We start from the raw sequence: 14,219 nt of genomic DNA on the forward strand, positions 1-14,219 counted from the left end.
GGGTGGCAATGGCTCCGACACCCTCAACGGCGATGTCGGGTCCGACAGCCTCTATGGCAATGACGGTACGGACACGCTGAACGGCAGCGACGGCGACGACCGGCTGGTCGGCGGCGCTGGGGCCGATGTGCTGAACGGCGGCGCCGGATCGGACTGGGCCTATTACCACACCAGCTCTGCCGGCGTGACCGTCAACCTGGCCACGGGCATCGGCACCGGCGGCGACGCCGAGGGCGATACCTATGTCAGCATCGAAAACATCTACGGCTCGGCCTTCGCCGACACGCTGACCGGCGATGCCGGCTCCAACGTCCTGGTCGGCAACAGCGGCCAGGACACGCTGACCGGCGGTGCCGGCAACGACTTCTTCGTCTATCAGTCGGTCAGCGATAGCACGGTGGCGGCGCCGGACACGATCACCGACTTCTCGCACGGGCAGGGCGACAAGATCGACCTGCGGCCGATCGATGCCGACGGCAATGCCGGCAACGGCGATACGGCCTTCACCTTCACCGACGGCGGTGTCTTCACCAATATTGGGCATGAGGTGATCGTCCAGGTGGCCGGCGAGGGCGTCTACACCGTCCTGGGTGACGTCAATGGCGACGGCACGGCCGATTTCGCCATCACCGTCCATTCCGCCACCGGCCTGGTGGCCGGTGACTTCCTGCTCTGACCACGCCCTGACGGCCAGCGATTTCGAGCTGTAGCCGTCAGGTTGCCGCATCACCCCGCAGGGCGGCCGTCGCAGGACGGTCGCCCTGTGTCGTGCCGGCTGCCAAGGCGAACCCCGGACCCATCCGTCCTGATGGGCCCGGCAACCGGACCGGCGCCCGGGGTGACTGGGGTCCAGGCACCGCGGCCGGCCGCCGCGCCGCCGGGTGCAGCGGCAATTCCAGCTGCCAGGCAGGCTGGGCCGGGACGGTGCGGATCCGACCATAAGTCGGGCACATATCCCGGACCGGGCAGCGCCAGCACAGCGGGCGCCGCTTGACACAGATGTCCTTGCCCAGCCGCTTGATCATCCAGTGATGCCGTTCGATCCGCCCGACATCCCAACCCTCGGGAAGGATGGCGAGCAGCGGGCCATGCGCCGCCTCGGCGCTCGCCCGGCGCGAGATCAGCCCCAGCCGCTTCGCCACGCGGTGATGGCCGGTGCAGACCGGCAGCACCCGCATGCGCAGGCGGCTGAACAACAGCACCGACGCCGCCGTCTTCGGGCCGACACCGGGCAATTTCTGCAGCCAGGCGCTGGCCTCGGCCACCGGATGGTCGGCCAGGAAGTCGAGATCGAGCCGCCCGCGGGCGGCGCGCAAGGCCCGCAGTGCTTCCTGCAGATACAGTGTCTTGCGGTCGGGCCAGGTGGTGCGGCCGATCAGGCGTTCGATGATGGCGGGGTCGGCGTCGACCAGCGCCTCCCAATGTGGAAAGCGGACGCGCAGCACGCGGATCGCGGCCAGCGCGATCTCATCCTCCGTCCGGGCCGACAGCAGGGCCAGGACCAGGATGTCGACCGGGTCCGGATACAACCAGCGCGGCGGCGGGCCGAAGGCGGCGCTGAGCCGGGCGTCGATCCGGAGCAGGGTAGTGGCAGCAGATGCGGGCATGGCGTCGACCATGCCCGCACGTTAGAACAAATTAAGAACAAACGCGAATCGAATCGGATCCGCAACAGTCAGTTGTCAACGATCACCAGGCGGTGTAGCCGCCATCCGGTCCCAGGATCGCGCCGGTGAAAAAGCCGGAGGCATCGGCCGCCAGGAACAGGGCCGTGGCCGCGATCTCCCACGGCTCGCCGCAACGCCCCATCGGCGTCATCTCGATCCACTGGTTGTACCAATCCGTCTTGGTGCGGCCGGCCAGGGTCATGTCGGTGGCGATGTAGCCGGGGGCGATGGCGTTGACGCGCACGCCGTGCGGCGCCCATTCGCAGGCCAGCGACTTGGTCAGCAGATGCACCGCGGCCTTGCTGGCGTTGTAATGCGCCTGGCCCTGCGGCTTGTTGACGATGATGCCGGACATCGAGCCGATGTTGATGACGCTGCCGCGCTTGGCCGCGACCATGTGCTTGCCGAAGGCGCGGGCGCACCAGAACACCGCGTTGACGTTCAGGTCCATGACCTTGCGCCATTCGTCGTCGCTGGTCTCCAGCGCGTCGCTGTTGCGGGCCATGCCGGCGTTGTTGACCAGGATGTCGACCCGGCCCAGCCGGGCCCGGACGTCATCGGCCGCCTTGGTCACCGCGTCGGGGTCGGTGACGTCGAGCTTAACGAATTCGCCGCCCACCGCCTTGGCGGTATCGGCGCCGTTGTCGGCCAGGATTTCCGCCACCACCACTTTGGCGCCGGCCTCGGCCAGGGCCTCGCAGGTCGCTCGGCCGATGCCGCGGCCGCCGCCGGTCACCACGGCCACGCGGCCGGACAGATCGAATTTCTCGCGATACATGGTCGTCTCCTTGGGTCTGGTCCGTCAGGTCGGGATCAGGTCGACGGCCCGGTCGGCGATCGCCAGCACCGGGGCGTTGGTGTTGCCGCTGGTCACCCGCGGCATGATCGAGGCGTCGATGACGCGCAGGCCGTCGACCCCGCGCACGCGCAGGCTGGCATCCAGCACCGCCATCGGGTCGCCGTCCGGCCCCATGCGGCAGGTGCCGACGGGGTGGTAGTTGGTCTTGACCGTGCGGCGGCAATGCGCCGCCAGCTCATCGTCGCCGGTGGTGGCGTCGCCGGGGAAGATCTCGCCGGTCACCATCCGCCGCACCGGGTCGGTCGCCAGCACCCGGCGGGCATAGCGCAGCCCGGCGATCGACAGGCGCAGATCCTCCTCATCGCCGAAGAAGTTGCAGTCGATCAGCGGCGCGTCGGCCGGGTCGGCGGAGCGCAGCGTCACCGACCCGCGCGCCTTCGGCCGCATCAGGCAGGCGTTCAGCGTCACCCCGTCGGTCGGCGCGACCCCGGTGACGTCGCGGTCGAGATAGACCGTCGGCACGCAGTATAGCTGCAGCTTCGGGTCGCTCTGGTCCTCGTTGTCGGGGTCGATGAAGGCGCAGGCCTCGACCCCGGTCGTGGTCACCGGCCCGGTCTTGAACATCAGGTATTGCAGCCCGGCCTTGACCATCGGCAGGCCGCGGTCCTGGCCGAAATAGCCATAGGCGCCGTTGGTGGCCGCGACGACGGGGACCTCGTGATGGTCCTGCAGATTGGCGCCGACGCCGGACAGGTCTGATTTGACCGGGATGCCGTGGCGGCCCAGCGCCTCTGCCGGGCCGACGCCGCTGAGCATCAGCAGCTTGGGCGAGGCATAGGCGCCGGCGGCCAGGATCACGGCAGCGCCCGCCGCGGCGTGGCGGTTCTGCCCGTCCTTGCGATAGTCGACGCCAGTGGCACGGCCACCTACGATGACGATGCGGGTCACCACCGCCTCGGTCTCGACCGTCAGCCTGGCGTTGCCGAGGACGGGGGCGAGGAAAGCGGCGACGGCGCTGCACCGGCTACGCGTCGCGGCGTCGATGGTGTGCTGCATGAAGCCGACGCCGGCCTGGACGCCGCCGTTGAAATCCGGCCGGTAGGGCACGCCCATCGCCTGCAGTGCCTGGACGAAAGCACGGCTCATCTCGCAATGCTGGCCGAGATGCGAGACCTTCAGCGGCCCGTCCGAGCCATGCGCCGGGGCGCCGAGATGGTCGTTGCCCTCCTGCTTGACGAAGGAGGGCAGCAGGTCGGCCCAGCCCCAGCCGGACCCGCCGCCCAGTTCCGCATCCCAGCTGTCGTAATCGGCCGGCCGGCCGCGCATGTAGACCATGGCGTTGACCGCGCTGCCGCCGCCCAGCAGCTTGCCGGTCGGGATGATCGGCGCGCGGCCGCCCAGCTGCGGCTGGGGCACCGTCTCGTTCAGGGTCAGGTAGGTCTCCTGGCCCAGGAACTTCATGTACCCGGCCGGCATGTTCAGCAGGCGGCTGCCGCGCCGCCGCCCGGCCTCCAGCAGCAGCACCCGTGCGTCGCGCTCCGCCACCAGGCGGCTGGCGACGACGCAACCGGCGCTGCCGCCGCCGATGACGATGTAGTCGTAGCCTGGATTCACGTCATCGCCCCGCCAGACGTCACTTCACCGCGCCGAAGGTCAGGCCGCGCACCAGCTGCCGCTGCGAGATCCAGCCCAGCACCAGGATCGGCGCGATGGCGAGGGTCGAGGCAGCGGAGAGCTTGGCCCAGAACAGACCTTCGGGGCTGGAGAAGGAGGCGATGAAGGCGGTCAGCGGCCCGGCATTCGCCGTGGTCAGGTTGATGCTCCAGAACGCCTCGTTCCAGGCCAGGATGATGGTCAGGAGCGAGGTCGAGACGATGCCGGGCAGGGTGGTCGGCAGCAGGATGTACAGCATCTCCTGCCACGACCCGGCGCCGTCGACCCGCGCCGCTTCCAGGATCTCGCGCGGGTAGTCACGGAAGTAGGTGTACAGCATCCAGACCACGATCGGCAGGTTGACCAGGGTCATCAGCAGGATCATGCCGGTGACGGTGTCGAGCAGGCCGAGGTCGCGGAAGCCGAGATACATCGGCACCAGCACGCCGACCGCGGGCATCATCTTCGTCGACAACATCCACAACAAGGTGCCTTCCGTCCTTTTGGTCGGGAAGAAGGCCATGGAATAGGCCGCCATGCCGCCGATGATCAGGCACAGGAAGGTCGACCCGAAGGAGATGTAGACCGAGTTGAGCGCGAACTTGAAATAGTCGATCCGGGATTCGACGGCCGCGTAGTTTTCCAGCGTCGGGGTGAAGAAGATCGACGGCGGGGTGGCGAAGGCCTCGACTTCGGTCTTGAAGCTGGTCAGCACCATCCAGGCGATCGGGAAGAACATGACCAAGCCGACGGCCCAGCCCAGGATGGTGACACTGATCGCCTGTTGCCGGCTGCGTTTGACCTGCATGGCTCAGGCTCCCTTGCGCAGGGTGCGGGACAGGGCGCGCACCAGGAAGAAGGCGACGATGTTGGCCAGGACCACGGCGACCACGCCGCCGGCCGACGCATTGCCGACGTTGAACTGCTGCAGGCCGTTCCGGTAGACGAGGTAGGTCAGGTTGGTGCTGGCGTTGCCCGGGCCGCCATTGGTGGTGACCAGGATCTCGGCGAAGATCGACAGCAGGAAGATGGTCTGCACCATGATGACGACGCCGATGGCGTGCAGCATGTGCGGCAGCACGATGTAGAAGAACATCGCGATCGGCCCGGCCCCGTCGATTCGCGCCGCCTCGCGCTGCTCATGGTCGAGCGACTGCAGGGCGGTCAGCAGGATCAGCACGGCGAAGGGCAGCCACTGCCAGGCGACGATGATGACGATGGTGGCCAGCGGCGCCTGACTCAGCCAGTCGATCGGCTCCAGCCCCACGGCGCGCGCGACCCAGGTCAGCACGCCGGAGACCGGGTGCAGCATCATGTTCTTCCAGATCAGCGCGCTGACCGTCGGCATCACGAAGAACGGCGCAATGATCAGGACGCGGACGACGCCGCGGCCGGGGAAGGGCTGGTCCAGCAGAATCGCGATCAGCGTGCCCAGCACGACGGTGATGGCCAGCACCGAGCCGACCAAGATCAGCGTGTTCTGGATCGAATCCCAGAACGCTGGGTCGGTCAGCAGATAGGTGTAATTGCTCAGCCCTGCGAAGCCGCGCCGCGCCGGATTCATCAGATTCCAGCGCAGGGTCGAGAAATACAGCGTCGCCGCCAGCGGCACGAAGGTCCAGAGCATGAGGACCGTGACCGAGGGGGCGAGGAGGAACATCGCCTTGCGCCGGGTTGAGGCTATGGCGGGCATGGCGTTCGTCCTTTCCTGACTGTGCGCGACAGGCGCGGGGCTTGGGGCCTTTCAGGGTGCACCCTCCCGCCATCCCCGCAAAAGCGGGGATCTCGCCACGGATCTGCCGGGAGGAGAGCCCGCTTTCGCGGGACGGACGGGAGGGGACCTAGAGTCCCGAGGACCCGGAGATCCCTTGGGACCTCCGGGGTGCGGCGATACCAGGACTTACTTGTAACCGCCCTGGGTGATGGCGCGGTCCGCGGCGTCCTGCGACGCCTTCAGCGCCTGGTCGATGCTGGTCGAGCCGGCGAGGGCGGCGGCGATCTGCTGCCCGACCTCGGTGCCGATGGCCTGGAACTCCGGAATGCCGACGAACTGCACCCCAGTGTAGGGCACCTTGTCCACGGTCGAGTCGGTCGGATCGGCCGTTTGGATCGCCTTCAGCACGAAGGCCGCGAACGGCGCCGCCTTCTGGTACTCAGGATTGGCATAGGTCGAGCTGCGCGTGCCGGGCGGAAGCAGGGTCCAGCCAGCGGTCTTGCCGACCGACTCGATGTAGGCCTTGGACGTGGCCCAGGCGATGAACTTCTTGGCGGCCTCCGGCGACTTGGTCGATTTCGGCACGGCCAGGGCCCAGGACCACAGCCAGTGGTTGCCCTTCGGCGACTTGGCGATCGGCGCCTGGGCGAAGGCGACCTTGTCGGCGACGGTCGAATCCTTCGGATCGTACAGGCTGCCGGCGGCGGAGGTGGCGTCGATCCAGATCGCGCACTTGCCGCTGGAGAACAGGGCCCGGTTCTCGTTGTAGCCGTTCGACGGCGCGCCCGGCGGGCCGTAGTTCTTCAGCAGGTCGACATAGTAGGTGAGGGCTTCATGCCAGGCCGGCGTGTCGATGGTCGGCTTCCAGTCCATGTCGAACCAGCGGCCGCCATAGGTGTTCACCAGCGGGTCGAAGAACGCCATGTTCTCGCCCCAGCCCGGCTTGCCGCGCAGGCAGATGCCGTAGAGGTCGTGCGAGGGGTCGTGCAACTTGGCCGCGAATTCCTTGATCTGGTCGTAGGTCGGCTGGTCCGGCATCTTCAGGCCGGCCTTGTCGAACAGATCCTTGCGGTAATAGGTCATCGAGCTTTCGGCATAGAACGGCAGGGCATACAACTTGCCGTCATGCGAAAGCCCGTCGCGCACCGGCTTCAGCACGTCGTCGAGGGCGTAGTCGGCGGGCAGGTTGTCGATCGGCAGCAGCCAATCCTGCGCGGCCCAGATCGGCGCCTCATAGGTGCCGATGGTCATCACGTCGAACTGGCCGCCATTGGTGGCGATGTCGGTGGTGACGCGCTGGCGCAGCACGTTCTCTTCCAGGACCACCCAGTCGAGGGTGATGCCGCTCTGCTTCTCGAAGTCCTTCGAGAGGCGCTGCATGATGATCATATCGGCGTTGTTGACCGTGGCGATGGTCAGCTTGTCCGCCGCGAACGACGTCGCCGACGACAGCAGCACCGCCAGCATTCCGGCGCCGGCCAGAATTTTGGACGTCTTCTTCCAGGGCATGAGGAGCCTCCTCGGGTTGTTTCCTCGGGCACGCCGCACTTCGCGGTCTCTCTCTACCGACGGGAAGCCTAACACCGATTTGGGCGGCGGCACCTGACGGTCGATCGGCTGAGTTTGTGATTCTGCTCAACTGATGAACATATGTTCATTCAGGGGCGGGCCAGAGTCAAGCGGAGTGATCCCGATCACGAGGGAGTTGTGATCGGGATCACAAAGCCGTTGTGACCCCGATCACAGGCTCGGTGTGATCCCAATCACAGGCAGGGTGTGATTGGGATCACAGACCCATGGCGGAAACCCTTGGGAAGTGTTACAAATTGTTTCAAGAGGGATGGGAACCCCAGCGCTCGGTCCAGCGTTTCTGGATCAACGTACGCAGAGTCGTTCGGCCTCGATGGAGCACGGTGATGCGCTTGAAACCAGTTGTCGCTTTGGGTGCGACCTTCGCCATTCTGGCTTTGCCCAATGTCTGGTCTGCCGCCCATCATGGCGGGAAGACCACTCTTGGTGTGGCCGACGCTGCCACGGTTTCGACTCGGCCGATGGGCCCCGCGCAGATGCTGACAGGCGGAAACGCCCTGTTCGCCGATGCCAGCGGCAGTACAGTCAGTGCCGCGGCGGGTCTCGGCGCGGCCATGGTCGCAGCCTCACGGCACCCGTGAGCGGCGTGAAACGGTCTGGGTGACGACTGCGGCCTGCCGCGGTCACGTCACCCAGCGCCGAAATCCTATCCGCTCGACCAGCGCGACGAGCCCGAAGACTAGCAACCCCAATGCCGCCGCGACGAAGACCGCAGCGAAGAGGCGATCGGCCTGATAGTTGAAGGTCGCCTGAATGATCAGGGCCCCCAGCCCGGCATTCGACCCGATCCACTCCCCGACGATGGCCCCGATCACGCTGCTGGTGGCAGCGATGCGCAGGGCGGTAAACAGCATCGGCAGCGACCGTGGCGCCCGCAAGCGCCAGAACTGTTCCCAGCCGCTGGCCGACAGCACTCGCATCAGCTCCAGCTCGTTCGGCGTCGCCAGGGTCAGGCCGCGCACCATCGCGATCAACGTTGGGAAAAAGCAGATCACCGCTGCGATCACGATCTTCGGCAGCAGGCCCAGCCCAAACACCAGGATGAAGATCGGCGCCAGCGCCAGCACCGGGATGGTGTTCAGGAACAGCACGATCGGGAAATAGGCTGACCGGACCGGCCGGGAATAGGTGAACAGGATCGCCAGCAGCATCGCCGCCATATTGCCCAGCAGGAACCCCAGCACCGCCTCCAGCGCCGTCGGCCCGGCATTGGCCAGCAGCAGCTGCCGGTCGGTCCACAGCTTGCCGAACACGGCGGCGGGGGTCGGCACGATATAGGCGGGCACGCCCAGCGTCGGCAGCCCGAACTGCCACAGCATCAGGATCGAGACCACGCCCAGCGCCGGCCACAGGATGTCGGAGGGGCGGGTCATGCCCGGCTCCCCGCGGCCAGCAGGCGCCGCAGATGCGCGGTTACGGCCACGATGTCGGGCGCGTCGCGGTCGCAGCGACCGTCGGCATCCTTCAGCGGCCGCAGATCGACGATCTCCTGCACCCGGCCGGGATGGGCGGCCAGCACCAGCACCTGCTGGCCGAGATAGGCGGCCTCTGCGATGCTGTGGGTCACGAACAGGATGGTGGTGCCGGTGCGGCGCCACAGCGCCAGCATCTCGTCGTTCAGCCGGTCGCGGGTGATCTCGTCCAGCGCGCCGAACGGTTCGTCCATCAGCAGGATGCGCGGCCGGGACAGCAGGGCACGGGCGATCGCCACGCGCTGGCGTTGACCGCCGGACAGCTGGTCCGGCATCCGCCCGGCCAGCCCGTCGAGGCCGAGCAGCGCCAGCAGCTCCTCCGTCGCCACACCTTGAGCCCGGGCGGCACGGCCGCCACCGACCTGCAGCGGCAGCTCGATATTGGCGCGCACATTGCGCCAGGGCAGCAGGGTCGGGTCCTGGAACACGAAGCCGATCTCGCGCCGCGCCCGGGCCTGCGCGGGTGGGCCGCCCAGCACGGCGATGTCGCCGCCGATCGGCGCCAGCAGATCCGCCACCACCCGCAGCAGGGTGGACTTGCCGCAGCCGGACGGGCCGAGGATGGTCAGGAAGCCGCCCAGCGGCACATCGAGGTCGACGCCGTCCAGCACCGGCACCGCACCGGCGCCGTGGCCGACAGCGGGATAGCCGATGGCCAGGCTCCGGCAGGCGATCGCGGGCCCGCTTTCCATCCCCAGGCTCACCCCAGCTTCGGCCGGTCGGCGGCGGTCAGGTCCAGGATCGCGGTCGACCAGCAATCCTCGGGCTTCGGCGTGTTGCCCTGGAACTGGCCGATCGAATCGTAGATCCGCACCTGCTCGGCGATGCCGGCGGGGTCGAACACGCCCCAACCCTTGGCCTTGGTGTCGGCGTTGAAGCTGAGCGACAGCACCAGCCCGATCGTGGCCTGCTCGGTCTCCCGGTCCAGCTGCGGGTAGGCGTCGACGGTCAGGTCCACCGCTTCCTTCGGGTGCTCATGGGTCCAGGCCCAGCCCCTGGCCACGGCGCGCAGGAACTTTGCTAGCACATCGGCATGGTCGGCCAGGGCGGCGTCGGTGGCGAAATAGACGTTGGAGTAGGAGGGCAGGCCGGTGTCCTTCATCATAAGGTCGATCCGGTCCGGCCCGATCACCGACAGCGCCTTGGTGTTGGTGACCCAGCCGGTCACGGCGTCGACCTGGCCGGTCAGCAGCGGCGTCATGTCGAAGCCGATATTGGTGATGTCCAGCTGCGACGGGTCGATCTTGTTCTGCGCCAGGATGGCGTCCAGCACAAAGCGCGCGTTCGGCTGGATGCCGATGCGCTTGCCGATCATGTCATGGACGCTGCGGATCGGCGCCTTCGGCAGGGAGTAGAAGGCGAAAGGCCCCGACTGGTAGCCGCAGGCGATGATCTTGACCGGCACGCCGGAGGCGCGGGCCAGCAGCAGCTGCGCCGAATCGGAGAACTGGCCCAGCGCCGCCTGGCCGGTGACCACCGGCGGCACGGTGGCGGAGTTCGGGCCGCCGGGCGAGAACTCGACCGCCAGCCCCTCGGCCTCGAACAGGCCGCGCTTCAGCGCCACGACGTCGCCGATCTGGCCGGTGCTGATCAGCCAGTCGGATTTGATCACCACGCTGGCGTCTTCGGCCCGGCCCTCCGGGATCTTCAGCGTGATGCCGGCGCCGAAGGCGGCGGCCGACCAGGCGGCGCCCTTCAGCACGGTGCGGCGGTCGAACACGGATCTGCTCATGCTGTCCTCCGTCACGCGGCCGGGCCGTCGACGTCGCCCACCGGGCCGCCGTCGAGCCAGGCATAGAGTTCCCACAGATTGTCGTCCGGGTCGGTGAAATAGGCGCAGCGCGCGTTCCAGGCATAATCCTCGGGCGGACGCTGGAACGGCACCCCCAGCGTGCTCAGCTCGAGATAGACGGCATCGACCGTCTCGGGCGATGGTAGCTCGGCTGCGGCGCAGGCCTTGTGCACCAGGGGCGGGGCACGGCGGTCCGACACCCCGGTGTGCTCGGCGATATGGCCGATCTCCCACAGCGCCAGGGTCAGACCGGCACCCTTGAAATCGGCGAAGCCCGGCGCCCGGCGCCGCAGCTTGAAGCCCAGCTTGTCGACATAGAAGGCGACCGCGCGCTCCACATCCTCGACCAGGAAGCAGATGTCGGTGATCGGGTGGGCCTGGGCGAAGGGCATCGGCGGGTCTCCGGCTGATCTCGCCCGATCATGGCGCGGCCCGCCGCCGGCGCTCTTTCACAATCCTGCGCTTCCGTTGCCGGAACTTGCGGCCGCGGTCAGGCGTCGGCGCGGTAGCGCGCCGGGGTGGTGCCGGTGGCACGGCGGAAGGCGGTGGAGAAATGGGCCTGGCTGGCGAAGCCGGCACGGTAGGCGATCTCGGCCAGCGGCAGGTCGCGCCGCGCCAGCATCGCCTTGGCGCGCTCCACCCGCCGCGCCAGCACGAACTGGTGCGGCGCGTTGCCGGTCGCCGCCTTGAAGGCCCGGCTGAAATGGAATGGGCTGAGATGGGCGATGGCGGCAAGGTCGGCCAGGCTCAGATCGCCATCCTCCAGCGCCGCCTCGATATGGTCCAGCACCCGGCGCAGCCGGTCGGGCGCCAGGGCGTCGGGGCGGGCCGCCTGCGGCGCCGGGCGGTGCGACAGCAGGCGCAGCGTGCAGGCGGCAAAGGCGATGCCTAGCTGTTCCGCCAGCAGCGGATCGGTGGCCTCGGGGTGGCGGGCCAGCTCGGCCAGGGCCAGGGCGACATGGACGGTCACCGGATCAGCCGCAACCAGCATCTCGGCCGCCTCGAAATTTGCCGTCCCGATCTCTTGGCCGACCTGGCGGTAGGTGTCGGGGTGCTGGAAGATCGAGATGTAGTCGGCGCCGTCGCCATCGACGAACAGCGGCAGCCCCGCCGGCTGGACGCCCAGGGTGTAGCGCGGCCGGGCCACCCGCTGGGTCGGCCCGTCGCCGATGCGGAAGGCGTAGCGGCCGTGGCCGGTACAGTTCAGCGACAGGCGATGCAGCGTGCCGCAGGAGTCCATCTGCCCGGCGTCGCTGCGATAGCACTCGACCATGACATCCGGCCGCGCCACTGCCGCATAATCGTGCAGCGCCGGGCGGCTGATGGCGAAGACCGAGGAATCCAGACCGTCCATTTCATGCTCTCCCTGGTCATCCCGCCCGGCACCGCGGCTGCGGTGGCGGGTCGGGAGCGGTCCGCGGCTCGCCTGGCCATGGTTCCCGATGCCGTTCCTGCCCCGGAATGACGCAAGCAGCATGCCAGAAGGCAGCCCCGGGTGGTATCGGCGGCTCGCCTTTGCATCGGGGTCGCGTCTATCCTGCGCCGCCGCCGGCCGACAGGAGGATGACATCGTGGCAGAGTTTCCAGACCCGTCGCTGTTCGCGCCGGCCGCGATCTCCGACGAGACTTGGGCGATCAAGACCGAGGTGGCCCGCAAGATGGCGGCAGCCGTGCCGCCCCCCGACATGGCGACGGCCCGCGCGGTGTTCGCTCGCGGCGACGGCACCATCCCGGCCACGCCACGGTCGCCGCGGGCCGAGACCCTTTCGATCCGCGGCAAGGGCGGCCACGACATCGTCCTGCGCGTGATCGCGCCGGCGCAGCCGCGCGGCGTCTTGCTGCACATCCATGGCGGCGGCTGGACCATCGGCACCACTGACATGCGCGACGGCGACCATGAGCGCATCGCCGACCGTACCGGCCTGGCCGTGGTCAGTGTCGAATACCGGCTGGCGCCGGAGCACCCGTATCCCGCCGCGCCGGATGATTGCGAGGCGGCGGCGCTGTGGCTGATCGAGAGCGCCGGGCCGCGCTTCGGCACCCGCCGCCTGCTGATCGGCGGCGAATCCGCCGGCGCCCATCTCTCTGCTGTCACCCTGTTGCGGCTGCGCGATGCCGGCCATGGCGGGGCTTTCTGCGGCGCCGCGCTGATGTTCGGCGCCTATGACCTGACGATGACGCCAAGCGTGCGCCACGGCGCTGCGGCGCTGGTCACCACCCGCGCCCGGGTGGAATCGGTGATCGCCGCCTTCGTGCCGCCGGGCATCGACCGCCGCGACCCCGATGTGTCGCCGCTCTATGCCGATCTGCGCGGCCTGCCGCCGGCCCTGTTCACAGTTGGCACACTCGACCTGCTGCTGGACGACACACTGTTCATGCATGGCCGCTGGGTCGCGGCCGGCAACCGAGCGGACCTCGCGGTCCATCCCGGCGGCGTGCATGGCTTCACCGCCTTCCCCGGCGCGCTGGCCGATGCCGCCCGGGACCGCATCGATCGCTTCCTGGCAGTGACGGGAGCTTAGATCCCGGCGATCCGAATCTCGCGGCTGGTCGCACCCTCGGCCACCAGATCCAGCAGCCGCTCGCCCTCCTGGGAAACGGCGGCGCTGTCGGCCTGGGACAGCGGCTCGAATGGGTCGATGCGCAGCACGGCGCCGCCGCGAGCCTGCGTTACCTTCCAGCTGCCGCGGACCATACCGTCCACCAGCAGCACCGGCGGCATGCTGTTGCCATAGACCCGCGGGCGGTGGTGGTCGGCGATGACGTGGTCGCGATCGACATGCGACAGCAGCAGATTGTCGTATTCCGGCAGGAAGCGCGGCGGCGCCGGACTGTCGGCGGCGGGCCGCGGCGCATCGGGCAGGTCGAACAGCTCGCGGCCCCGTTCATCGCGCAGGCTCAACAGCCGGGGCCGCAGCCGCTCCACCACGGGTTGCAGCCGGGTCAGGCCCGACCAGTGCTGCATGTCCTGGACGCTGGCCGGGCCGAATGCCGCGAGATAGCGCAGCAGCATCGCATCCGGCGCGGTGTCGGTGCCGAACGCCCCGCGCAGCCATAGATCCGCCGGGGTGCAGACCGGCAGGCCGCCGATGCCCCACAGCCCGCGCGGCGGCAGCTGGACCAGCGGCACCAGGTTGCGGATGGCCGAGGACAGGGACTTGGCGTCGCGGTCGGGCCCTTGCGCCTGCAGCAGTTTGCCGAGCTCGTCCAAGGTACGCGGCTGCAGGAACAGCAGCCGGCGACCGGCTGCGACCAGTGCCTCCAGGTCGACTCCCGCCAGTTGTTTGCCATAGGGCGAGCCGGTCATCAGCGCCCGCTCCTGCACCGATTGCAGCACCGGGTACAGCGCCTGGCAGTCGCGGGCGGCGACCAGGTGGATGGTCGATCGCATCAGGGCGATGCGCACCGCCTTCCGGTCGCGGATCAGGATCGCGAGATCCTCCAGCTCGAACCGCTCCAGCCGCGTCCACAGCCCGACATAGCCGGCGGTCGGGGATTGCGACTGCAGGCCGACCAGCCGCTCGATCACCTC

At 68.5% G+C, this 14,219-nt stretch carries 15 protein-coding genes; 3 read left to right on the forward strand and 12 right to left on the reverse strand.

The features are described from left to right. The coding region (locus AC3XYG_RS01115; RefSeq protein WP_489137968.1) for a calcium-binding protein at positions 1-676 on the forward strand (676 nt) is incomplete at its 5' end. A 37-nt stretch (positions 677-713) separates the two neighbouring features. Here AC3XYG_RS01115 and AC3XYG_RS01120 read toward each other — a convergent pair. The 6 genes from AC3XYG_RS01120 to AC3XYG_RS01145 all read right to left on the reverse strand — a co-directional run bounded on the left by AC3XYG_RS01120 (position 714) and on the right by AC3XYG_RS01145 (position 7,342). Beyond that, positions 714-1,607 carry an endonuclease III domain-containing protein gene (locus AC3XYG_RS01120; protein WP_489137969.1) on the reverse strand — a complete coding sequence of 298 codons (894 nt, stop codon included), beginning with the start codon at positions 1,605-1,607 and terminating at the stop codon, positions 714-716. A gap of 82 nt (positions 1,608-1,689) precedes the next feature. Next, a complete protein-coding gene (locus AC3XYG_RS01125) occupies positions 1,690-2,445 on the reverse strand; it encodes an SDR family NAD(P)-dependent oxidoreductase (protein ID WP_489137970.1) in 756 nt (251 codons plus the stop codon). Between the two features lie 24 nt (positions 2,446-2,469). After that, entirely contained in the window at positions 2,470-4,080 is a 1,611-nt protein-coding gene (locus AC3XYG_RS01130; RefSeq protein ID WP_489137971.1) for a GMC family oxidoreductase, read from the reverse strand. A gap of 19 nt (positions 4,081-4,099) precedes the next feature. Beyond that, the gene (locus AC3XYG_RS01135) at positions 4,100-4,927 is read right to left on the reverse strand and encodes a carbohydrate ABC transporter permease (RefSeq protein ID WP_489137972.1); all 828 of its coding nucleotides are present in this window, start codon (positions 4,925-4,927) and stop codon (positions 4,100-4,102) included. Between the two features lie 3 nt (positions 4,928-4,930). Continuing rightward, positions 4,931-5,812, reverse strand: a complete 882-nt coding sequence (locus AC3XYG_RS01140; RefSeq protein ID WP_489137973.1) for a carbohydrate ABC transporter permease — start codon at positions 5,810-5,812, stop codon at positions 4,931-4,933. Positions 5,813-6,019: 207 nt separating this feature from the next. Next, positions 6,020-7,342 carry an ABC transporter substrate-binding protein gene (locus AC3XYG_RS01145; RefSeq protein WP_489137974.1) on the reverse strand — a complete coding sequence of 441 codons (1,323 nt, stop codon included), beginning with the start codon at positions 7,340-7,342 and terminating at the stop codon, positions 6,020-6,022. A gap of 407 nt (positions 7,343-7,749) precedes the next feature. On the opposite strand from AC3XYG_RS01145, the gene AC3XYG_RS01150 reads away from it, so the two are divergent. Then, the gene (locus AC3XYG_RS01150) at positions 7,750-8,004 is read left to right on the forward strand and encodes a hypothetical protein (protein ID WP_489137975.1); all 255 of its coding nucleotides are present in this window, start codon (positions 7,750-7,752) and stop codon (positions 8,002-8,004) included. A gap of 42 nt (positions 8,005-8,046) precedes the next feature. Here the strand turns inward: AC3XYG_RS01150 and AC3XYG_RS01155 are convergent, their stop codons facing one another. The 5 genes from AC3XYG_RS01155 to AC3XYG_RS01175 form a co-directional block, all read right to left on the reverse strand. Continuing rightward, positions 8,047-8,796 (reverse strand): ABC transporter permease, encoded by a 750-nt coding sequence (locus tag AC3XYG_RS01155; protein WP_489137976.1) that lies wholly within the window; start codon positions 8,794-8,796, stop codon positions 8,047-8,049. Next, the gene (locus AC3XYG_RS01160) at positions 8,793-9,587 is read right to left on the reverse strand and encodes an ABC transporter ATP-binding protein (RefSeq protein WP_489137977.1); all 795 of its coding nucleotides are present in this window, start codon (positions 9,585-9,587) and stop codon (positions 8,793-8,795) included. The genes AC3XYG_RS01155 and AC3XYG_RS01160 overlap by 4 nt, the downstream gene beginning before the upstream one ends. An 8-nt stretch (positions 9,588-9,595) precedes the next feature. Further along, the gene (locus AC3XYG_RS01165) at positions 9,596-10,627 is read right to left on the reverse strand and encodes an ABC transporter substrate-binding protein (RefSeq protein WP_489137978.1); all 1,032 of its coding nucleotides are present in this window, start codon (positions 10,625-10,627) and stop codon (positions 9,596-9,598) included. An 11-nt stretch (positions 10,628-10,638) separates the two neighbouring features. Next, a complete protein-coding gene (locus tag AC3XYG_RS01170) occupies positions 10,639-11,079 on the reverse strand; it encodes a VOC family protein (RefSeq protein ID WP_489137979.1) in 441 nt (146 codons plus the stop codon). Between the two features lie 98 nt (positions 11,080-11,177). Further along, positions 11,178-12,041, reverse strand: coding sequence for a helix-turn-helix domain-containing protein (locus tag AC3XYG_RS01175; protein ID WP_489137980.1), 864 nt, complete (start codon positions 12,039-12,041; stop codon positions 11,178-11,180). 217 nt (positions 12,042-12,258) lie between these two features. Here AC3XYG_RS01175 and AC3XYG_RS01180 point away from each other — a divergent pair, with 217 nt between their 5' ends. Further along, positions 12,259-13,209: an alpha/beta hydrolase gene (locus AC3XYG_RS01180; protein ID WP_489137981.1), complete on the forward strand. Its 951-nt coding sequence runs from the start codon at positions 12,259-12,261 to the stop codon at positions 13,207-13,209. Here the strand turns inward: AC3XYG_RS01180 and AC3XYG_RS01185 are convergent. Beyond that, the coding region (locus AC3XYG_RS01185; protein ID WP_489137982.1) for a winged helix DNA-binding domain-containing protein at positions 13,206-14,219 on the reverse strand (1,014 nt) is incomplete at its 5' end. The two genes, AC3XYG_RS01180 and AC3XYG_RS01185, sit on opposite strands and share 4 nt — an antisense overlap.

It is taken from the genome of Inquilinus sp., from assembly GCF_057815775.1.